The following is a 20,441-nucleotide window of genomic DNA, read 5'->3' on the forward strand; positions in this document are numbered from 1 at the left end:
CGGGCTTTTATGCTTATTTTCAGCTAAATGAAGGAGGAGCCCCCCCCATGGCGGTTGCCCGTGTAGATCGTGTTGATATAAAAAAAGGTTTAAGCGTTGACGAAGCGGTTCATAGTCTAATCGAACGTACGCTGCCGGGCAAGGTAGAGCAAGTGCTTCTACAGAAAGCCGCTCAGCGAGTGCTTGCCGAGGATTTTTACTCCCCATTTCCTATGCCTCCTTTTCGCCGGGCAGCAATGGATGGTTATGCGCTACATTCAGCTTTTACCCAGACAGCTTCACCGGCTAATCCGATTCGCCTTATCGTAACTGGCGAGGTGCAGGCGGGGGCAGGAGGAGTAGCTTGGCATACAGGCTCAGGCTGTCGTCCCCTCATTAATGAACAGCTGACGGCCGTGCGTATTTTTACAGGAGCTCCTGTGCCTTACTGCTTTGATGCAGTCATTAGACAGGAAGAAATTCAGCTCCCGAGCTTGCAAGGACAGCAAACGGACGCAGTGGTATGGGGAATGCCGCAAATTCAAATCAATCAGCCCGTACAGCCGGGAAAAAATATTGCCGAGGCAGGCGAAGATATTGCTGAAAACAGCCTCGTCATTAAAAAAGGCACCAGACTTGGTTCGAAGGAAATCGCCATTCTTGCCTCTTATGGGCAGGAACGGGCTTCTGTAGTCGCAAGACCCAAGGTCGCCATCATTCCTGTTGGAGATGAGCTGCTGCTTCCGGGCCAGCCCTTGCAGCCGAATCGAATCTACGATGCCAATGGCTTCGCTGTGGAAGCATTTTTGCAAGAGCTGGGTGCCTCGGTGGTTCGTTCCTTGCCAATAAAGGATGATGCGGATGTGATTGCTTCGGCGATTAAGCAAGAAGCGGAGCATGCGGATTTGGTTATTACTACGGGAGGCATATCGGTAGGCGATTATGATTGTGTGGCCCGCGCGGCAGATCGCCTCGGTTTTGAGCCATTGTTCACTAAAGTGATGATGCGCCCTGGGCCGCATTCGTCGGCATTTATACATCAAGGAAAGCTGTTGATTAGCTTGTCTGGCAATCCTGCTGCGTGCTACACAGGGCTTGTACTGTTGGTTAAGCCAATCATACAGCATTGGATAGGTCTCAATGGAAGCAAGGCGGAGTGGAAGCAAGCTGTACTAATGGACGATGTGGATAAGCCTTCGCCCTATCCCCGTTATATTCGTGCTTTTGTGTGGATGGAGGCGGGGGAATGGCGGGTTAAGCCGCTGCCGAACGATAAATCGGGCAATATTGCTGCTTTTGCGGGTGCGAATGCACTTGCGGCAATTCCGAGTGAAGGTCTTCAGGCAGGAAGGCATGCCGCGTTTCTTAGTTTGACTTAACAAGCAAATACCATTTTGGCCATTTTACTATAGAACGGAGGTAACGGCTTTGATGAAGCAAAAACTTGTCGTTATCGGCAACGGGATGGCTGGCGTTAAATGCGTAGAAGAAATATACGAGCTGGCTCCTGAAGCGTATGACATTACCATTATAGGGGCAGAGCCACATCCCAATTATAATCGTGTTCTTCTCTCCAAAGTGCTGCAAGGGAATACAGCGCTAGCTGATATTACGTTGAACGATTGGAATTGGTACAGTGAGCGGGGCATTAATCTGTTAACTGGCGAGAGGGTTGAGCGTATCAATGCGGAGGAGAAATGGGTGCTGACAGCATCAGGGAAAAAGATAGCCTACGACCGCCTGATTATTGCAACCGGCTCATCGGCATTCATGCCCGTGCTGCCAGGCATTCAAAAGCCCGGCGTAACGGCGTTCCGCAATATGGAGGACTGCCAGGCGATGATGGAGGCTTCCCAGCGCTTTAAGCGTGCTGCCGTTATTGGTGGCGGCCTGCTCGGGCTTGAGGCGGCGAGAGGGCTGCTTAATCTCGGGATGGAGGTTGATGTCGTTCACAACGCCGGCTATTTAATGAACCGCCAGCTTGACCGAATGTCAGCAAACCTGCTTAAGGATGAGCTGATGAAGCAGGGCATGCGTTTTTGGCTTAACAAGCGGACGGAAAAAATAACAGGTGTCCGCAGGGCAAGTGGCCTGCTGTTCTCGGATGGAACGACGCTTGCTGCGGACCTCATCGTCGTAGCGATCGGGATTAGCCCGAATTTAGCGGTTACAGCGGATAGCGGCATTCGGACGAACCGTGCAATCATCGTTAACGATTATATGGAAACGAATATAGCAGGCATATACGCAGTAGGGGAGTGCGCTGAGCATCAAGAAACCGTATATGGACTAGTTGCTCCGCTTTATGAACAGGCTAAGGTGCTGGCGCGTCATCTGTGCGAGGTAGAAACGGAAGGCTATCACGGCTCCATACCGTATGCACAATTAAAGGTTTCAGGCGTGGAGGTGTTTTCCGCGGGTGTTATCCGCGATGAAGAAGCGGAAACCGCGCTGCAGCATTATGATGCGATGAAAGGCACTTATAAAAAAGTAACGATGCAAGGCGGTATTGTAGCTGGAGCTGTATTATTCGGAGACAGCTCCGAAGGCAGCAAGCTGCTAGGGTATTTGAAACGCCGCGCTGGAATAGGCGTGCTCAAGGAAAGTGATTCAGGCTCCAAAACAGGCGGAGCTGATGCTGTTGCAGCTGCCATGCCGGACGGTGAAACGGTCTGTGCTTGTAATGGGGTAAGCAAAGCAGCTATTGTAGCGGCGATACATGCTGAGGGGCTTCAATCGGCTGATCAAGTGCGCGACAAGACGAAAGCTTCCGGCTCCTGCGGCGGATGCCGTCCAATGGTGGAGGCGCTCGTAGCATATGCTTTATCAGGAGTTGGGGGAGCAGTTAAAGCGGCGCCAATTTGCGGCTGTACGGAGCTTGACCCGGCAGGGCTTAAAGAAGCTATGCTCGGGGATACATTCAGCGATGCTGCTTCAGCAAGAATGACTCTTGAATGGAACAAGCCTGAAGGCTGCTTCATTTGCCAGACAGCGATGGGCTATTATTTGCGGCTGGCTGCAACAAGTGAGGCAGGCGATGTTCCAGGTCAGGCGCAGCTTCATTACCCGACGCTGCAGTCCGTGCTCCTATCTGCTTCTACGAAAGGGGAAGCGTCCTCCAACTGCCCGATTTCGCATGCCGACCGTCTCGAAGTTGGTGGGCCGGGTTATATTGCTGCAGAGCTGGAGAAGGCGCTGGGAAGTCTGGCATCGCCGACCATGCTCAAAGCTTCTGTATCTGCGGGTGCCTTATATCCTGCCGGTGTGCTGGTTCATGATGTCGGTATTGCAGCGTCGCCAGCAGGGTGGGAGCTTTATATTGGCGGACATATGGAAAGCCCGGTCAAGCAAGCTCAACTGCTTATGATAGAGGCAACGGAGCAGCGAGCGGCAGAAACGGCGATAGCCTGTATGCAATGGTACCGTCAAACCGCCTATTATGGGGAAGCTGTATGGAAATGGCTGGAGCGAGTAGGGCTTATTGCGGTAAGAGAGAAGCTGCTTGACCCTGATTTTCGCGAGGAGCTGCTCGGCAGCTGGCAACTGGAACATAACCGAGAGACATGCACCGTTTGAGTAGGGAGGAAAAATAATGATAGAGCTAAAAGTAGTTGAGCCGAAAGCCCAAATAACGGCAGTCATGGATACACAGTGCCCTTTTTGCAGCGTGCAATGCAAAATGCGCGTCGAAGAGGAGCGCTCGGCGGCTGGACGTTTTGCTTATAAGGTGACAGCGATCCCGAATGCCGCATCGGAAGGACGGCTATGTGTGAAAGGGATGAATGCGCATCAGCATGCGCTGCATCGCGAGCGCCTTGTTCATCCACTCATTAGACGGGAGGGGAAACTTGTGCAGGCGACATGGGAAGAGGCGCTCGAGCTGGTTTCCAGCCGTTTCCAAGCTTTGCAGGCCGAGCATGGTGTGGATTCCGTCGCTTTATATGGCGGTGGCTCGTTGACGAATGAAACGTCTTATTTACTTGGCAAATTCGCTCGTGTTGGTTTGCGTACTCGCTATATTGATTATAATGGACGCTTCTGTATGTCGGCGGCCGCTTCGGCAGGAAGCAAGACATTTGGTATTGATCGCGGATTAACGAATCAGTTGAAGGAAATCGAACGGTCGGAATGCCTGATTCTTGCTGGAACGAATATAGCGGAATGCCAGCCGACGCTAATGCCTTATTTTACAAAGGCAAAGGAAAACGGGGCGACCCTCATTGTCATTGACCCAAGAATGACGGGAACGGCCGAGCTTGCGGACATTCATTTGCAGGTGAAGCCAGGCATGGATGCTGCGCTTGTGAATGGCATGCTAAAAGTTATTTTTGACGAGGGACTCATTGATCGAGGGTTTATTCGCAGCCGTACGAAAGGCTTCGCAGAGCTGGAGCAGCATGTAAAGGCGCTGAATTTGGCTGATATTGCCGAAAGCACTGGGGTTCCCGAGTCGCTCATACGCCTCGCTGCGCTCGCATTTGGTGAGGCGAAGACGGGGATGGTTTTTACTGCACGTGGGGTTGAGCAGCATGCCGATGGTCATTTGGCGGTGCGGAATTTTCTCAATATGGTGCTGGCAACGGGGAAAATCGGCCGTGAGGGCTGTGGCTACGGGGCGGTCACCGGTCAAGCCAATGGACAGGGGGGACGAGAGCATGGTCAAAAGGCTGATCAGCTTCCTGGCTATCGACTGATCGAAAATGAGCGTGATCGCGCTTATGTGGCGAGCGTCTGGGGCATTCGCCCAGAGGAGCTCCCCGGCAAAGGGGTGTCCGCTTATGAAATGATGGAAATGGTGCATCGTGAGGAGATTAAAGCTCTACTTGTCATGGGCTCGAATCCAATCGTCTCGAATCCGAATGCAACGCTCGTGGAGGAAGGAATCGCCAAGCTTGATTTTACCGTCGTAGCAGATATGTTTCTGTCCGAAACGGCGCTGCTAGCTGATGTTGTGCTGCCAATATCCGCTTATTTGGAAAATACCGGAACGATGACCAATTTGGAAGGTCGCGTTTTGCTTAGAGAAGCGGGTCGCCTTGCGCCTGGAGAAGCCCGTCATGACTGGGAAGTACTGTGCGATCTGGCCAAGAGGCTTGGCCGCGGCGAGTATTTTGCCTTTGAAAATTCGGAGCAAATCTTTAATGAGCTGCGTTTGGCAAGCAAGGGCGGGCTTGCCGATTATTATGGCATTACGTATGACCGGCTGCGCCAGGAGGAGGGCATCTATTGGCCTTGTCCATCGCTTGATCATCCGGGTACGAAACGGCTGTTCGAGAAGTCTTTTGCCCATGAGGATGGGCTAGCCGCCTTCCAAACGGTTGCGAGCGATTCCCCGGCTGAAAAGACAGACCGTGAGTTTCCGCTGCTTATGACCAATGGACGGCAGCTGTCCCATTACTTGACGGGCGTACAGACGCACCGCAGCCCTGCTCTGGAAGCGAGAAATGTGGAAAATCATTTGGAGATTCACCCTAATACTGCAAAGAAATACCGCATTGAAGATGCCTCCCTGGTAGCCGTGCAATCGAAGCGGGGAGTAGTCATATTACGCTGCAAGGTCGCGGACAGCATTCGTGAAGACACCGTATTTATTCCCATGCACTGGGGCGGTGTGCAAAATGTAAACCGGGCGACCAGTCCACAGCTGGACCCTTTTTGCAAAATGCCGGACTTTAAGACAAGCGCGGTATGCATCCGGCCATACATTGAATATTTACAGGAGCATCAAGCATAAATAAATGCGACATTCCCATACTATGACGAGCCGTAGGTTCTGCCAAAACGGTATTAGCCTTGTTCAAGAGGGGGAATTCGCCGATGTGGCCGTATTCAATGAGTTTAACAGGAGAGCAGCCTGAGCCTTATGATGAAGAGAAGAAAAAGGCGGCTGGGGCGCTTGACGCTTTGCAACAGCTGGGCCAGGTGAGCATTCCGCAGGCCGAGTCCAATATTTTTTGCATGACGATTATTGGACAGATTGAAGGGCATATGGTGCTGCCACCGCAAAACAAAACGACAAAATACGAGCATTTGATTCCACAGCTGGTCGCTGCAGAGCAAAACCAGAAGATCGAAGGTGTGCTGATCGTTCTCAATACGGTTGGCGGCGATGTGGAAGCGGGGCTCGCTATTGCTGAAATGATTTCTTCCTTGTCAAAGCCGACCGTTACGCTTGTACTCGGCGGCGGGCATTCGATCGGTGTTCCAATAGCAGTTGCGGGCGACATGTCGTTCATTGCTGCGACAGCAACGATGACGATTCATCCCATTCGCTTAAATGGCACCGTGATCGGTGTTCCCCAAACATTCGAATATTTGGATAAAATGCAGGAGCGCGTCGTTCGCTTCGTTACGATGCATTCCAAGATTCCGGAAGCGACTTTCAAGGAGCTGATGTTTAAAACAGGCGAGCTGACGCGCGATATCGGGACAACCGTCGTCGGCGGAGACGCGGTGAGCCATGGCTTGATTGATGCGGTAGGAGGTCTTGGCGACGCGCTTCGGGAGCTTAGGCGGCTGGTAGAGCAGCGCAGGGTGGCCGGTATGCCGGGGGTGTTTAACTAATGTCTGTTCTGTATACGATTGTTCCGCTGGAAGAAGTGCTTGCAGGCTGGCAGGCGGAGGAGAAAATCAATCAGGGCCGCGAAGTTTGGGTGGATGGCGTTTATATGCAGGTAGAGCCTATTGCGCCAGGGATGGGCAAAGTCATTCGGCTCATTCATTGCGGACTGGATGATTACTTAAATCCGCAGCTTTCGCCAGGAGCTGTTGTCAAATATTGAAAATGGATTTTCCGGTTTAAGGGACTAACGAACGAATAGGAACATTTGTCCACCTATGGTATAATGTTTTACCGGGGGTGACGAACGTTGGCTAAGAAGAGAAGGGGCAAGAAATCGCTCGCAGCAAATTTGAAATATGAGGTTTACGGTATTTTACTCATTACGGTATCGATTATTGCTTTATCGGGAGAGGCGACGGTTGGACGTTCATTGTCCAAACTGTTCGGCCTCTTTCTGGGTAAATTTTACTTTGTGATTGCACTGATTGGCATATATGTGGGGCTGGTCGTGATGGTCAAACGAATGTGGCCGAAAGGATGGTCGAACCGGAAAACAGGCATGCTTGTGCTCGTGTTAGCCTTTACGCTGTGGAGCTCCATTGCGGAAATTGACCGCAAGCTGGGGGATACGACGCTGTTGTCCGGCAAGGTGATTTTGAATCAGCTGGACAGCGACTTAAGGGGAGAGCTGCTTGCTTCCAATCCGCAGGATTTGCGCCCGCTTAAGGACAAGGCAATTAGCGGAGGTTACGTTGGAGCGCTGCAATATTCCGTGCTTTTCACCTTATTTGGTAAAATTGGCGCCCAGCTGCTAATGCTCGTCATGATTGCAATTTCCATTATGCTCATTACAGGGAAGTCCTATGTGGAGCTGTTCAAGACGCTGCGTACCCGCTTTGTTCGTATGCTCAAGCTGCTCGCAGCAAAATGGTCGGATTATTCCGCCGAGCGGGCTGCGGCGCAATCATCTAGAAATGCAAGCGTAGTATCGGGAGCAAGCACCGTGCTCACTTCGGACAATACGATTGATGATGATGAAGATTTTGTGCCTCGCCTTGCCAAAAATAAAAAGTCGCTGTTTTTCTCCTGGAGGCAATCCGATAAGACGAAAGCTGCCGCAAGCCATGACGAATGGGAACTGGAGGATGAGCCGCTTCATGGTGAGGCTGGTCGTGGCGAAGAAGGCGCGGCAGTACCGCATTGGGCGGAAGATTGGGATCAGGATCAGGACTGGGACAATGAGCAGAACGGATCTGCTGCCCAAACATCGACCGGTACTATTGCTTCATCATCCGCAGCTCCGATGCCAGAGACAAGCGCTAGCTTATGGCCTAGCGAGCAGGAGGATTTGGCTGCCAAAGCTGCCCAGTCATACGCTCATACCGACATAACTGATGAGCAGGAATGGTCAGAGCCGTGGAGACCGCAAGAAACGCAGGAGCAGCAAGAGCTGGTACATATAGAAGGAAACGAAGCAGAGGAAGCGGAAAATAATGCAGTTGAGCAGATGAATGAGGAATTTGAGCAGGCTGTTCAACAGGATAGCAAAGAGTATGAAGACCCTCTATTGGATGGCGTGAGAGCGGCAGAGAGTCAACAGATTGCTACTGCTGTATCTGGCTCTAATGCTGGTACTAATGAAGTGAATCATCAATCAGCGGAAAGCAAGCCGGCGCTAGCACCATCAAGCGTGCCAGTGGTCAAGCCGTACGTTTTACCGCCGTTTACTTTGCTGTCCAAGCCTAGCCATATGGTCAGAGGCGGCATTGGCTCAAGTTCCATGGAGGCGAAGCTTAAGCTGGAGCGGACGCTCGAAAGCTTTGGCGTGAAGGCGAAGGTACTTGATCCCGTTATCGGCCCAGCCGTTACCCGTTTCGAGGTTGAACCGGCATCGGGCGTCAAGGTTAGTAAAATTGTCAGCTTGACTGATGATATCGCACTTGCGCTTGCAGCCAAGGATATTCGGATGGAAGCGCCTATTCCAGGAAGGTCGGCTATCGGGATAGAAGTGCCGAATATGGAAATCTCCATCGTTACGATGCGAGAAGTAATGGAAACAAAGGAATTTTATGAATCGCCTTCCAAGCTGTCGATTGCCTTTGGCCGTGATATTGCGGGCAAGCCGATCGTGGGCAATTTGGCAAAAATGCCCCATTTGCTTGTAGCGGGAGCGACAGGTTCCGGTAAATCAGTCTGTATAAACGGGATTATTACTAGTATTTTGTACAAAGCAACGCCAGATGAAGTTAAGTTTCTCATGGTTGACCCGAAAATGGTGGAGCTAAACGTCTATAACGGTATACCGCATTTGCTGGCTCCTGTTGTAACAGATCCGCGTCGTGCATCGCTTGCGCTTAAGAAAATCGTTGTCGAGATGGAAAAACGCTATGAGCTGTTTTCAAAATCGGGAACTCGTAATATTGAGGGCTACAACACTTTAATGGCAGATAATCCGAAAGCGGTTCTGCCTTACATTGTCGTCATTGTCGATGAGCTTGCCGATTTAATGATTGTAGCGGCTAACGATGTCGAGGACGCCATTGCCAGACTTGCGCAAATGGCTCGCGCGGCAGGCATTCACCTTATTATTGCGACTCAGCGTCCGTCTGTTGACGTCATTACCGGTGTCATTAAAGCGAACATTCCATCGCGAATTGCTTTTGGTGTGTCTTCTCAGGTCGATTCACGAACGATACTCGACATGGTCGGAGCGGAAAAGCTGCTTGGCCGCGGCGACATGCTTTACTTGCCAATGGGTACCTCCAAGCCAACGCGGGTACAGGGAGCATTCCTTTCCGATCAGGAGGTCGAGGCGCTCGTTGGTTACGCCAGAGGGCAGGCAGAAGCGGAATATAAGGAAGATCTTGTACCGGAAATTGACGAGGAGACGGCTAGCTCTGAAGAGGTCATGGACGAGCTGTATGATCAGGCCGTTCAAATCGTCGTCGAAGCAAAGCAAGCGTCGGTCTCCCTGCTTCAACGCCGTATGCGAATTGGCTACACTAGGGCTGCAAGGCTCATTGACGAGATGGAAGCCCGCCATATTGTGGGTCCATACGAAGGTAGCAAGCCGCGTGAGGTGCTGCTTACAATAGATCAGCTCGAAGCGGGACGAATTAGCTCTTAAATGCCAGCAGCGAAAAATTTTGCATAGAAGCTGGACTGATTTCTCATACTAGACTTAGGCAACGCTGTTAATTAGCGTACTATCTTGTAAGAGAAAGGCAGATCCTTCTATGAAAAAAAGACTAATGGTCATAACCGCAGTGCTCGTTATCGCCTTGTTCGGCTCCTACTCACTCCGGCATATGAATCAAGTTAAGACATCGGAGACATTCAGCAGTGCAACGCTCAAGGTTGGTTCCTCGGGCAAGGATGTGTACGAGCTGCAAGGCAGGCTGAAACATCTGGGATATTTCAGCGGAAAAGTAGATGGGCAGTTTGGAGCAAGCACGAAAAATGCCGTTACCTGGTTCCAATGGAAATTCGGAATGAAGGCGGATGGGGTGGTCGGGGCTTCGACAAAGCTGAAGCTTTGGGAAGCGACCAAAGCTTGGAAGCCGACAGCAGCAGCAGATTCGTCGTCCGGACAAGCTGGTTCGGGGAATGCGGCTGCTCCTAGCAATGGCGGCGGAGGTGGAAGCTCGCTTTCCAAGTCCAACAAGCTGGGTCTCAGCGCCAATGATTTGAAGCTGATGGCGAACGCCGTATACGGGGAATCTAGAGGCGAACCCTATGTAGGGCAAATAGCCGTTGCAGCGGTCATTCTAAATCGCCTGCAATCAACTAGCTTTCCGAATTCGATTTCGGGCGTTATTTTTCAGCCGGGTGCCTTTACCGCGGTAGCGGATGGCCAAATTTGGCTGACGCCAAATGAAACAGCTAGCCGTGCGGTTATGGATGCGATAAACGGCCAGGATCCATCAAATGGCTGTTTGTATTATTTTAATCCAGAAACGGCAACCTCGAAGTGGATATGGACCAGGCCTCAAGTGAAAACGATAGGCAAGCACATTTTTTGCATGTAGCGTCTGTACAGAAGCAACCGTTCTGCCTTAACGCAGCTCTGGTTGCTTCTTCCTTTTCGCATCGGTTAGAATGGTATAGGATACTCGAAATTGGAATACATTTACTTGAAGCATAGAACGTTATGCTTTTCGTATGCAGAAAAATTTAGTTTGGAAGGAGCTAGCGAAGGTGACACTTTTCGAAAGAGGACAATTTGGTCGAATACGGCTGCATGTGCTGCCAACTAAGCGTTTCAAGACGTTCGCGATTTCCTTGTTTGCCGGGCGCGTGCTTGCAGAAGATACGGTTACAGAGACAGCTCTTATTCCTTTTGTGCTGCGCAGAGGGACGGCGGCGACGCCTGAGACGAAAGCATTTCGCGAGCGACTCGATGATTTGTACGGTGCCGGCTTCGGCTTTGATGTATATAAGCGTGGAGATTCTCAAATCGTCCAATTCCGCATGGATGTCATTAACGATCAATTCGTAGCCTCTGACACGCCGCTGCTTGCAGCGTCATTGGGACTGCTTGGCGAGGTGCTGACCGAGCCTTTGCTCGAAAATGGCGCATTCAGCCGTAAATATGTCGATGCGGAAAAAGTGACGCTGACGAAACGGCTGGAGTCAATCGTCAATGATAAAATCCGCTATGCCGCTGAGCGATGCGTTGAAGAAATGTGCGCGAATGAGCCTTATCGGCTGCATCCGCTTGGCAAGCTTGCTGCGATTGAAGGGATAACCCCGGAATCACTCCATAAGCAATACAAGACATGGCTTGGGGAAGCGGCGCTCGATTTGTACGTAGTTGGCGATACTACGCTTGAGGAAGTGACAGCCTATGTACGTGATGCGTTTAAGCTGGCTGACGGAGCAGCGGCGAGCTATCCAGCGGCAGACGTTACTCATCAGGTGCGCGAGGTTCATACGGTTGTAGAGCGAATGGATGTGACTCAAGGGAAGCTGAATTTGGGTCTGCGTACAGGTGTCGCTTATGGGGATGATGATTATGCAGCAGCTCTTATGTATAATGGTGTGCTCGGCGGATACCCGCACTCCAAGCTGTTTTTGAATGTGCGCGAGAAGGAAAGCCTGGCTTATTATGCCGCTTCCCGTCTGGATGGACATAAAGGCATATGCACGGTGCAGTCAGGTATCGAAATAGAGAACTATGAGAAAGCGGTCAAAATTATTCGCGAGCAGCTTGAGAGCATGCGTCAAGGCGAGCTGTCCGAGCTTGAAATGAGCCAGACGAAAGCAATGATAGCGAACCATCTGCGCGAGCTTCAGGATTCTGCTTATGAAATGATCGCTTACGATTTTAATGCGGTGCTGTCCGGTAAGGAAAGAAGCGCCGAGAAGCTGCTTGAGCAGGTGCAGGCTGTTACCGCTGCTGATATTGTCAGAGTCGCACAAAATGTGCAGCTCGATACGATTTATTATTTGCGTGATCGGAAGGAGGCGTAACCACCGTGCAACCATTGGAATATAAGGGCGTACAGGAGACGCTTTATCGTGAAGTGCTGGATAATGGACTTGAAGTCATAGTGCTGCCTAAAGAGGGCTTTCATAAGACATACGCTACATTTTCCACGAAATACGGCTCAGTAGATAATTGGTTCGCAGTCGGCGAAGGGGAAGCGGTCAAAGTGCCGGACGGAATTGCTCACTTTTTGGAGCATAAAATGTTCGAGGAGCCGACGGGCGATATTTTTGCTACGTTTGCGTCCCAAGGCGCTTCCGCTAATGCTTTCACAAGCTTCGACCGCACGGTATATTTGTTTTCGGCGACGGAGCAAATTCCTGCCAACCTGGAGACGCTCATTAATTTTGTGCAAAATCCTTATTTCACCGATACGAATGTGGACAAGGAAAAAGGCATTATTGAGCAGGAAATCAATATGTACAAGGATAATGCAGACTGGCGCGTTTATTTTGGGCTCATTGATGCGCTGTACCATACCCATCCGGTTCATATTGATATAGCCGGCACTGTGGAGTCGATTTATCAAATTGACAAGGAAACGCTGTACCAGTGCTATGAAACCTTTTACCACCCATCCAATATGCTGCTGTTCGTCGTTGGCGGCGTAGATGCGAAGGAAGTATTTGATCTGGTAAGGAACAATCAGGCAGCCAAAAACTTCACGCCGCAGGGCGAAATTCGCCGCTTGTTTGAGGAAGAGCCGACTTCGGTCAAAACACCGCATAAAGTGACGAAGCTTCCGGTATCGCTGCCGAAATGCATGTTTGGGTTTAAGGAGAAAAATACGGGGTTATCCAGTGAGCAACTGCTGCGTCAGGAAGTTACCTCCAAGCTGATGCTCGATGTTTTGTTCGGACCGAGCTCAGCTTTGTATGAAGAGCTCTATGAAAGCCAGCTCATATCCGATTCCTTTGGAACCGAATATAATGCAAATCCAGGCTATGCGTTCTCGGTACTTGGCGGAGATACGCCAGATCCAGAGCAGCTGCTTGCACGTGTTAAGGCTGCAATTGAGCAGGCGCTAGAAAACGGACTGGATGAAATCGCCTTTGAACGCTCTAAAAGGAAAAAAATCGGCGGTTATTTGCGGATGCTGAACTCCCCTGAATCCATCGCTGGCGAATTTACGCGTTACCGCTTCCGGGACAGTGACATGTTTGACGTGCTGCCATTGTATGAAAGCTGTACGCTTGAGCAGGCGAATGAGCGTCTGCGTGAGCATTTTGATTTTAATCAGCTGGCGGTATCGATAGTGGAGAAGCCTGAGGCGTGAAGACGCTGGGGGAGATGACTGTGCTTATTACAGGGGGAAGCCGTGGCATCGGCGCCGCAATTGCGCGGCGCTTCGCGGCAGAAGGCATGAATGTCGTCATCCATTATTTGAATGCCCATGAGGCGGCAAATGAAACTGCGAGGGAATGCTTGCAGCTTGGCGGAGATGCGATGACCATTACCGCTGATTTGCGCTCCAAGGAGCAGCTGCTGCGCATGCGAGACAAGCTTGAGGCGCATAACCGAATGCCTGATATACTCGTTAATAATGGCGGTATCGCGCATTACGGCATGCTGATGGACGTATCGGAGGAAGAATGGGACGACCTGATGGCCGTCAATCTCAAGGGAATGTTTTTGTGCAGTCAGATTTTCATGCCGCGCATGATCGAAAATCGTTTTGGCCGAATCATTAATGTATCTTCCGTTTGGGGGATATCGGGCGCCTCCTGTGAAGTGCTGTATTCCACCTCCAAGGGAGGAATGAACGCATTTACGAAAGCTTTGGCTAAGGAATTGGCTCCGTCGGGCGTTACGGTCAACGCGGTTGCCCCAGGTGCGGTCAACACGGAAATGATGGATGGGTTTAATGAGGATGAGAAAACAGCGCTGGAGCAGGAGATTCCGCTGGGCCGTCTGGGCCAGCCGGATGAAGTTGCTTCGCTCGTTTATTTTCTTTCCCTGCCGGAATCCTCCTACATTACAGGCCAAGTCATCAGCCCGAATGGCGGCTGGCATACGTAAGGAAAAATGCTGTTTTCTAATGTTACAAGCTCCGCATAATCTGCCTCTTATCGAAGCAGAATAATGACTGTTGATGATTCTTCACAACACAAGGAGGCGAAGGAAAATGTCAACCGTTCTTACAAACTTCGATACGTGGAAGCAGTTTTTGGCTGACAAGGTCCAGCATGCGAAGCAAATCGGTATGGACGACGAGTCCATAGCGAACCTGGCCTTCGAAATCGGATCTTTTCTCGATGAAAAGGTCGATCCGAAAAATGAGGAGCAGCGCGTATTAAAGGAGCTGTGGGATGCAGGCGACGATTCCGAGCGCAAAGTTCTAGCCCGTCTCATGTTAAAGCTGGTACAAAAGGCGTAATTCGCTACATGTTATTCGCAGAAAAGCCTCCCGCACGGAGGCTTTTCTGCGAATATGAATAATAACTGCCGGCAAAGGCCGCAACCGTTTCAATAGTTTTGATGTGAGGTTGCAGGATTGTGGCGAAAATTGTAGAATAAGATTTTGACGGACAACTGGATATGTATGGTCAACAATGTGCTGGGATGGTGATTAGGCTGGAATCAAAACAATGGTATATGGAATATAAGATACATAAGAATAGGCCAGGCTTGCTCGGTGATATAGCTTCTTTGCTTGGTATGCTGGAAGTAAATATAATGACGATTAACGGTGTGGAAGACCGGACGCGTGGCATGCTTCTGCAAACCGATGATGAAGAAAAAATCGTGCTGCTCGGCAAAATGCTGAAAAAGGTTGATAACATTACAGTGAACAAGCTGCGTACACCAACTATCGTAGATATTTTGGCTGTGCGCCATGGAAGATATATCGAACGTGATTCTGACGATCGCAAAACATTCCGTTTCACACGGGATGAGCTTGGTATTCTCGTTGATTTTCTTGGCGAAGTGTTTAAACGTGAAGGTAATCAGGTTATAGGTTTACGTGGCATGCCGCGCGTAGGAAAAACGGAATCCATCATCGCTGGCAGCGTATGCTCTAATAAACGGTGGGCGTTTGTTTCTTCTACGCTTCTGCGCCAAACGGTAAGAAGCCAGCTGTCGGAAGAAGAAATGAACGAAAATAATATTTTTATCATCGACGGCATTGTGAGTACGATTCGTTCCAATGAGCGCCATCATGCCTTGCTACAGGAAATTATGGCAATGCCTTCGACGAAGGTCATTGAGCATCCCGATATTTTTATTAAAGAATCCCAATACGATCACAGCCATTTTGATATTATAATAGAGCTGCGCAATACGCCGGATGAGGAAATAACGTACGAATCGTTCACTGCAAATTACTCGGATGATTTTTAAGCTGAAAGGAGGAAGCAGGCATGTCTAATCTTGGAGCGCTGCTCCGCAAGGCGCGTGAAGAACGCGGGCTGACGCTTGACGATATTCAGGAAACGACGAAAATTCGCAAACGCTACCTCGAAGCCATTGAAACCGGCGATCACAGCGTGCTGCCGGGAAGCTTCTATTTACGGGCCTTCGTGAAAAATTATTGCGAGGCTGTAGGACTTGATACCGAAGAGGTGCTGCGCCTGCACGAGAAGGAAGTACCGAATACCATTACAGAGACGTTAACGGAGCCTGTTACGACAAGGCCGCCCAGACGCGTACAGTCTGTCGGCTCTGACCGTATTGGCAAGTTAGGCTTTAATGTGATGATGTGGTCATTTTTGATTTTGATTGTGGCGGTCGTATGGATTTTTGTCATAAATCAAAAAGACAAACCGTCTGATATGATCGATCAAGGAACGAAAATTACCGATGAATCTGCGCCGCCTACGCCGACACCGGAAGCTGGAGCGACAACGGGTGCTGTTGCACCTACGGTTACTCCATCTCCTACTCCGACGATTCAGGAGGATGTGACGGTTACTTTTTCATCGAAAATCGGCAAGGTCGACCATTATGATGTAGGTCCAGGAACAGCCGTTCACAAGCTGGAAATCAAGGTCGCTGGCGGAAAAAGCTGGATGGAAGTTCGCGAAGGTGGATCTAAGGGCAGCGCGCTGCTATCGGAAAATGCAAACGACGGCTCTACGCTGAACTTTGAATTGACGCAGCCGTTATATATTAACGTAGGCCGCGCCGATCTGGTCACGATTTCAGTTGATGGCGTGCTTGTTCCAGATGGGGATCGGGCAGGCTCGAAAAAAATTCAGCTGAATCCGGCGGCATCGGCGAATACAGGCAGTCCGGAAGCGACTGTCTCGGCTACGCCGTAACAGTGATTAAAGCTATTTTATAGGGGAGTGGAGTTACATGTCTTCAGAAAGTTCATTTGATATTGTGTCCAAGGTGGACATGCAGGAGCTAAACAATGCGATTCAGCAGGCGGAGCGTGAAATCGAGACGCGTTTTGATTTCAAAGGAAGCAAGAGCAGCATTAAGCTTGAAAATGAAGAGCTGGTTCTCGTTTCTGACGATGAATACAGGCTCAACAGCGTTATTGATATTTTGCAATCGAAAATGATTAAACGCGGCGTGCCGATCAAAAATATGGATTACGGCAAAATTCAGTCGGCTTCGGCGAATACCGTTCGCCAGCATGTTAAGCTCAAGCAGGGCATCGATCAGGAGCACTCCAAAAAAATTAATATTTTGATTCGCGATTCGAAGCTAAAGGTGAAAAGCCTGATTCAAGGCGACCAAATTCGCGTAAGTGGCAAAAGCCGTGACGACTTGCAAGCCGTTATGAATTTACTGCGCGGTGCTAATTTGCCGATTGAGCTGCAATTCACAAATTATCGTTAACCGCATGTGACGGTATAGAGGTCCTCTTTTTTCGCTATTTGGCGGGAGAAGGGGGCTTTGTTAAACCTGTTTTTCTTCATTTTGACACCAGATTAAGCAATGTATTATACTTGGTAAGATAGTTTCGCGGAAGGGATCTGGGGAGACGCAGATGACAGAACAGGTGAGTGTAATGACGCGCAATGGCAGGACAGATTTTGTTTTATTCGGGGAGGAAAAGGCATGAATCTCGCCAATAAAATTACGCTGGTTAGAATTATTTTAGTGCCAATTATTATGGTTTTCCTACTCGTTAATATGAATGTGGGCTCAGTTGTATTTGATGACTATTCCATTACATATAACCAGATTATTGCGGCAATTATTTTTATTGTGGCAGCGAGTACGGACGGTTTGGACGGGTATATCGCCCGCAAGAACAAAATTGTAACCAATTTGGGCAAGCTTCTTGATCCACTCGCTGACAAGCTGCTTGTTGCGGCTGTACTGATTTCACTGGTGGAGATGGATAAGCTGGCTGGTTGGATTGCCATTCTGATTATTAGCCGTGAATTCGCTGTTACTGGACTTCGCCAAATTGCGCTGCTTGAGGGCAGTGTAATGGCGGCTAGTAAATGGGGCAAGTGGAAAACAGCTATACAAATTACGATGATCATATCGCTTTTGCTTAACAATTTCCCGTTCGCCTTCATCTCGTTTCCATTCGATTTGATTGCAAGCTGGGTCGCAGTTGCGATTACGCTCTATTCCGGAATTGATTATTTTGTGAAAAATAAACATTTAATACCGGTAGAATAACGATGAAACGCGCTTTGCCGTTTTTTGAAAAGCATCTTCCCTGTTTCGGGGAGGATGCTTTTGCTTACCGAATTATAGCGCTGCCATTACCTAAAGGAGGATGAATAGCATGAAAGCAGAGATTATAGCAGTAGGTACTGAATTGCTGCTTGGACAGATTGTAAATACAAATGCACAGTATTTGTCCCAAGAGCTGGCTGGGCTTGGCATAGATGTATATTTTCAATCGGTAGTCGGAGACAATCCAGAACGTATTCGCAGAGCGATTGTAACAGCGAGAGAACGCGCCGACTTGCTCGTGTTTACCGGAGGCTTAGGACCTACGCTTGATGATTTGACGAAGGATGTGCTGGCTGCTTATTTGAACCGCGGTTTGTCCTTGCACAAGCCTTCTATGGATAAAATCGAAGAGCTGTTCAGCTCAAGAGGCATGCATATGGTTGAAAGCAATCGCAGACAGGCATTGTCTATCGATGGCAGCGTGGCGCTGCACAATGCGGCGGGCCTTGCCGTAGGCAACGCCCTGACAGAGGATGGCACGCATTACATGCTGCTGCCTGGGCCTCCTAGGGAAATGAAGCCGATGATCGACGGGCCGGGCAAGGAATGGCTGCTGACGCTTCTGGGACACGAGCAGCCGCTTTATTCGCGTTTGCTTAAGTTCGCAGGTATTGGGGAGTCCAACTTGGAGGCTAAGCTGCTCGATTTAATTGAAGCACAGGTTGATCCGACAATTGCTCCTTATGCGAAGGAAGGCGAGGTAGCTATTCGTGTTTCCACGAAAGCGGCAACGCAGGCAGAGGCTGACAGCAAGATAGATGCGACAGTGGAACAGATTATTGAACGCATTGGAGAGCATCTGTATGCCCAAGAAGACATTCCACTGGAGGAGGCGGTCATAAGACTGCTTCGTGCGAGCAGACGCAAGCTGGCCAGTGCTGAGAGCTGCAGCGGCGGTCTGTTAGCTGAGCTGATTACGAGCGTTCCAGGAAGCAGTGGGGAATATACGGGCGGCGTTGTAACGTATACGAATGAGATGAAGCATGCGCTGCTTGGCATACCTTTGGCACAGCTAGAGGGCGAAGGGGCACCTGGCGCGATCAGCGAATCGACAGCTGCGTTAATGGCTGAGCGGATACAGCAGCTTGCAGACAGCGACTTTGGCGCGTCTATAACAGGTGTGGCAGGGCCCGCAGAAAGCGAAGGCAAGCCTGTAGGACTTGTTTATATAGCTATTGCCGAGCGTGGCAAGGAGACGGCGGTTTATCCGCTTCAATTAAGCGGCAGCCGGACGATTATTCGCGTACGTGCTGTGAAAACGCTTCTGTACCGTTTGTGGCTTGCTATCCAGAACTAAAGATCAGAAGTAGAATGTCCAAAGCCAGGCGAAAGGTGTTGCTTTTTGCCGGAAACGGGCGTATACTGAACACAACTTACGGAAGAACCGTGGCGAAGATAACTTTGCTGCGGTTTTTTTTGTTTGGTTCAAGGTGAAACATCTGTTGCCGTCCTCTGGCGGCACATCGTGTTTCAGTCCGAGAAATATAAGCCTAATTTATACGTGAAAAACTTATAAATGCTTATATTTTTAGAAATTTCAAAGCTGCATGCCTACCGTCGTCTTCACAAAAAAAACGAATGTATGTTCGAAAAAGTGCTTGGCAAAGGGTCGGAAAAAGGTTATCATTATATTATAAATAACGAAGGATGTGAGTTGATTGGCTGATCGTCGTGCTGCGTTAGATATGGCTATGCGTCAAATTGAGAAACAATTCGGCAAGGGCTCTATTATGAAACTAGGGGAATCAACACATATGCAAGTGGAGGTCGTGCCGAGCGGCTCGCTTGCTTTAGATATCGCACTTGGAATCGGGGGTTTCCCGAGAGGACGTATTATTGAAGTATATGGACCCGAATCTTCTGGTAAAACGACCGTTGCGCTTCATGCGATTGCAGAAGTTCAACGTGCAGGTGGACAAGCTGCCTTTATCGATGCAGAGCATGCACTTGATCCGTTATATGCAAGCAAGCTAGGTGTCAATATCGATGAATTGCTGCTTTCCCAACCAGATACAGGGGAGCAAGGGCTAGAAATCGCAGAAGCGCTCGTTCGTAGTGGCGCGGTTGACATTGTTGTTATTGACTCCGTTGCGGCACTTGTACCTAAGGCTGAGATCGAAGGCGACATGGGTGACTCGCACGTTGGTTTGCAAGCACGTCTAATGTCTCAGGCACTTCGCAAGTTGTCTGGCGCCATCAGCAAATCGAAGACGATTACGATCTTTATTAACCAACTGCGTGAGAAGGTCGGCGTTATGTTCGGTAACCCTGAGACGACACCAGGTGGACGCGCTTTGAAATTTTATTCCAGCGTACGTCTTGATGTCCGCCGTATTGAGACACTGAAGCAAGGCAATGATATGATTGGTAACCGTACACGTATTAAAGTTGTCAAAAACAAAGTGGCTCCGCCGTTTAAGCAAGCCGAGGTTGACATTATGTATGGTGAGGGCATTTCCAAAGAGGGCACGCTTGTTGATCTGGGTGTTGAACTCGATATTGTACAAAAAAGCGGTGCGTGGTTTTCCTACAATGGCGAGCGTCTCGGTCAAGGCCGGGAAAATGCTAAGCAGTTTTTGAAAGATCATGCAGATATTGCCGACGTCATTGACAAGCAGATTCGTGATGCCAGCAATTTGGTAGCGACTGCCACTCAGGCGACAGGGCTTGGTAAAGAAGAAGAGGACGAAGACGATTTCGACGAGTCTGAATTGGATTAATACGCTAAATTAGTAGCGAAATGGATAATTAATAATGACGACG

At 49.8% G+C, this 20,441-nt stretch carries 17 protein-coding genes; all 17 read left to right on the plus strand.

The genetic code is table 11. From position 1 onward, the window contains the following. The first annotated feature begins 47 nt into the window (after positions 1–47). The 17 genes from AC50YG_RS12510 to recA all read left to right on the plus strand — a co-directional run bounded on the left by AC50YG_RS12510 (position 48) and on the right by recA (position 20,398). On the plus strand, positions 48–1,358 hold the full coding sequence (locus tag AC50YG_RS12510; RefSeq protein ID WP_494827113.1) for a molybdopterin molybdotransferase MoeA: 1,311 nt from the start codon (positions 48–50) through the stop codon (positions 1,356–1,358). A 52-nt stretch (positions 1,359–1,410) separates the two neighbouring features. After that, entirely contained in the window at positions 1,411–3,555 is a 2,145-nt protein-coding gene (locus AC50YG_RS12515) for an FAD-dependent oxidoreductase (RefSeq protein ID WP_494827184.1), read from the plus strand. A 16-nt stretch (positions 3,556–3,571) separates the two neighbouring features. Beyond that, positions 3,572–5,713 carry an assimilatory nitrate reductase catalytic subunit NasC gene (gene nasC, locus AC50YG_RS12520; RefSeq protein WP_494827114.1) on the plus strand — a complete coding sequence of 714 codons (2,142 nt, stop codon included), beginning with the start codon at positions 3,572–3,574 and terminating at the stop codon, positions 5,711–5,713. A gap of 83 nt (positions 5,714–5,796) precedes the next feature. Next, the gene (locus tag AC50YG_RS12525; RefSeq protein WP_473759298.1) at positions 5,797–6,543 is read left to right on the plus strand and encodes a ClpP family protease; all 747 of its coding nucleotides are present in this window, start codon (positions 5,797–5,799) and stop codon (positions 6,541–6,543) included. Continuing rightward, the gene (locus AC50YG_RS12530; protein ID WP_473759297.1) at positions 6,543–6,761 is read left to right on the plus strand and encodes a YlzJ-like family protein; all 219 of its coding nucleotides are present in this window, start codon (positions 6,543–6,545) and stop codon (positions 6,759–6,761) included. The genes AC50YG_RS12525 and AC50YG_RS12530 overlap by 1 nt, the downstream gene beginning before the upstream one ends. Before the next feature lie 87 nt (positions 6,762–6,848). Next, on the plus strand, positions 6,849–9,668 hold the full coding sequence (locus AC50YG_RS12535; protein WP_494827115.1) for an FtsK/SpoIIIE family DNA translocase: 2,820 nt from the start codon (positions 6,849–6,851) through the stop codon (positions 9,666–9,668). Positions 9,669–9,777: 109 nt separating this feature from the next. Next, on the plus strand, positions 9,778–10,569 hold the full coding sequence (gene sleB, locus AC50YG_RS12540; RefSeq protein WP_494827116.1) for a spore cortex-lytic enzyme: 792 nt from the start codon (positions 9,778–9,780) through the stop codon (positions 10,567–10,569). Between the two features lie 133 nt (positions 10,570–10,702). Then, positions 10,703–12,013, plus strand: a complete 1,311-nt coding sequence (yfmF, locus tag AC50YG_RS12545) for an EF-P 5-aminopentanol modification-associated protein YfmF (protein ID WP_494827118.1) — start codon at positions 10,703–10,705, stop codon at positions 12,011–12,013. A 5-nt stretch (positions 12,014–12,018) separates the two neighbouring features. Continuing rightward, positions 12,019–13,305, plus strand: a complete 1,287-nt coding sequence (yfmH, locus tag AC50YG_RS12550; protein WP_473759292.1) for an EF-P 5-aminopentanol modification-associated protein YfmH — start codon at positions 12,019–12,021, stop codon at positions 13,303–13,305. Between the two features lie 14 nt (positions 13,306–13,319). Further along, the gene (gene ymfI, locus AC50YG_RS12555; RefSeq protein WP_473760202.1) at positions 13,320–14,048 is read left to right on the plus strand and encodes an elongation factor P 5-aminopentanone reductase; all 729 of its coding nucleotides are present in this window, start codon (positions 13,320–13,322) and stop codon (positions 14,046–14,048) included. Between the two features lie 106 nt (positions 14,049–14,154). Then, positions 14,155–14,406 carry a DUF3243 domain-containing protein gene (locus AC50YG_RS12560; RefSeq protein WP_473759291.1) on the plus strand — a complete coding sequence of 84 codons (252 nt, stop codon included), beginning with the start codon at positions 14,155–14,157 and terminating at the stop codon, positions 14,404–14,406. Between the two features lie 197 nt (positions 14,407–14,603). Beyond that, entirely contained in the window at positions 14,604–15,371 is a 768-nt protein-coding gene (locus AC50YG_RS12565; protein WP_046230848.1) for a DUF3388 domain-containing protein, read from the plus strand. A gap of 20 nt (positions 15,372–15,391) precedes the next feature. After that, entirely contained in the window at positions 15,392–16,291 is a 900-nt protein-coding gene (locus tag AC50YG_RS12570; RefSeq protein ID WP_473759290.1) for a helix-turn-helix domain-containing protein, read from the plus strand. Positions 16,292–16,328: 37 nt separating this feature from the next. Further along, positions 16,329–16,820: a YajQ family cyclic di-GMP-binding protein gene (locus tag AC50YG_RS12575; RefSeq protein WP_046230783.1), complete on the plus strand. Its 492-nt coding sequence runs from the start codon at positions 16,329–16,331 to the stop codon at positions 16,818–16,820. 222 nt (positions 16,821–17,042) lie between these two features. After that, positions 17,043–17,618 carry a CDP-diacylglycerol--glycerol-3-phosphate 3-phosphatidyltransferase gene (gene pgsA, locus AC50YG_RS12580; protein ID WP_341282534.1) on the plus strand — a complete coding sequence of 192 codons (576 nt, stop codon included), beginning with the start codon at positions 17,043–17,045 and terminating at the stop codon, positions 17,616–17,618. A gap of 109 nt (positions 17,619–17,727) precedes the next feature. Further along, positions 17,728–18,975, plus strand: a complete 1,248-nt coding sequence (locus tag AC50YG_RS12585) for a competence/damage-inducible protein A (RefSeq protein WP_473759289.1) — start codon at positions 17,728–17,730, stop codon at positions 18,973–18,975. 361 nt (positions 18,976–19,336) lie between these two features. Further along, entirely contained in the window at positions 19,337–20,398 is a 1,062-nt protein-coding gene (recA, locus tag AC50YG_RS12590) for a recombinase RecA (protein WP_341282536.1), read from the plus strand. Positions 20,399–20,441 lie beyond the last annotated feature (43 nt).

The sequence above is a fragment of the Paenibacillus sp. J31R34 genome (assembly GCF_059383715.1).

What these genes read in the sequence shown, in the direction of transcription:
- AC50YG_RS12515 (WP_494827184.1), top strand. Translation starts at nt 1,411, where the DNA reads ATGAAGCAAAAACTTGTCGTTATCGGCAACGGGATGGCTGGCGTTAAA.
- AC50YG_RS12530 (WP_473759297.1), top strand. Translation starts at nt 6,543, where the DNA reads ATGTCTGTTCTGTATACGATTGTTCCGCTGGAAGAAGTGCTTGCAGGC.
- AC50YG_RS12525 (WP_473759298.1), top strand. Translation starts at nt 5,797, where the DNA reads ATGTGGCCGTATTCAATGAGTTTAACAGGAGAGCAGCCTGAGCCTTAT.
- nasC (WP_494827114.1), top strand. Translation starts at nt 3,572, where the DNA reads ATGATAGAGCTAAAAGTAGTTGAGCCGAAAGCCCAAATAACGGCAGTC.
- AC50YG_RS12585 (WP_473759289.1), top strand. Translation starts at nt 17,728, where the DNA reads ATGAAAGCAGAGATTATAGCAGTAGGTACTGAATTGCTGCTTGGACAG.
- AC50YG_RS12560 (WP_473759291.1), top strand. Translation starts at nt 14,155, where the DNA reads ATGTCAACCGTTCTTACAAACTTCGATACGTGGAAGCAGTTTTTGGCT.
- ymfI (WP_473760202.1), top strand. Translation starts at nt 13,320, where the DNA reads ATGACTGTGCTTATTACAGGGGGAAGCCGTGGCATCGGCGCCGCAATT.
- AC50YG_RS12570 (WP_473759290.1), top strand. Translation starts at nt 15,392, where the DNA reads ATGTCTAATCTTGGAGCGCTGCTCCGCAAGGCGCGTGAAGAACGCGGG.
- sleB (WP_494827116.1), top strand. Translation starts at nt 9,778, where the DNA reads ATGAAAAAAAGACTAATGGTCATAACCGCAGTGCTCGTTATCGCCTTG.
- yfmF (WP_494827118.1), top strand. Translation starts at nt 10,703, where the DNA reads ATGCAGAAAAATTTAGTTTGGAAGGAGCTAGCGAAGGTGACACTTTTC.
- pgsA (WP_341282534.1), top strand. Translation starts at nt 17,043, where the DNA reads ATGAATCTCGCCAATAAAATTACGCTGGTTAGAATTATTTTAGTGCCA.
- AC50YG_RS12575 (WP_046230783.1), top strand. Translation starts at nt 16,329, where the DNA reads ATGTCTTCAGAAAGTTCATTTGATATTGTGTCCAAGGTGGACATGCAG.
- AC50YG_RS12510 (WP_494827113.1), top strand. Translation starts at nt 48, where the DNA reads ATGGCGGTTGCCCGTGTAGATCGTGTTGATATAAAAAAAGGTTTAAGC.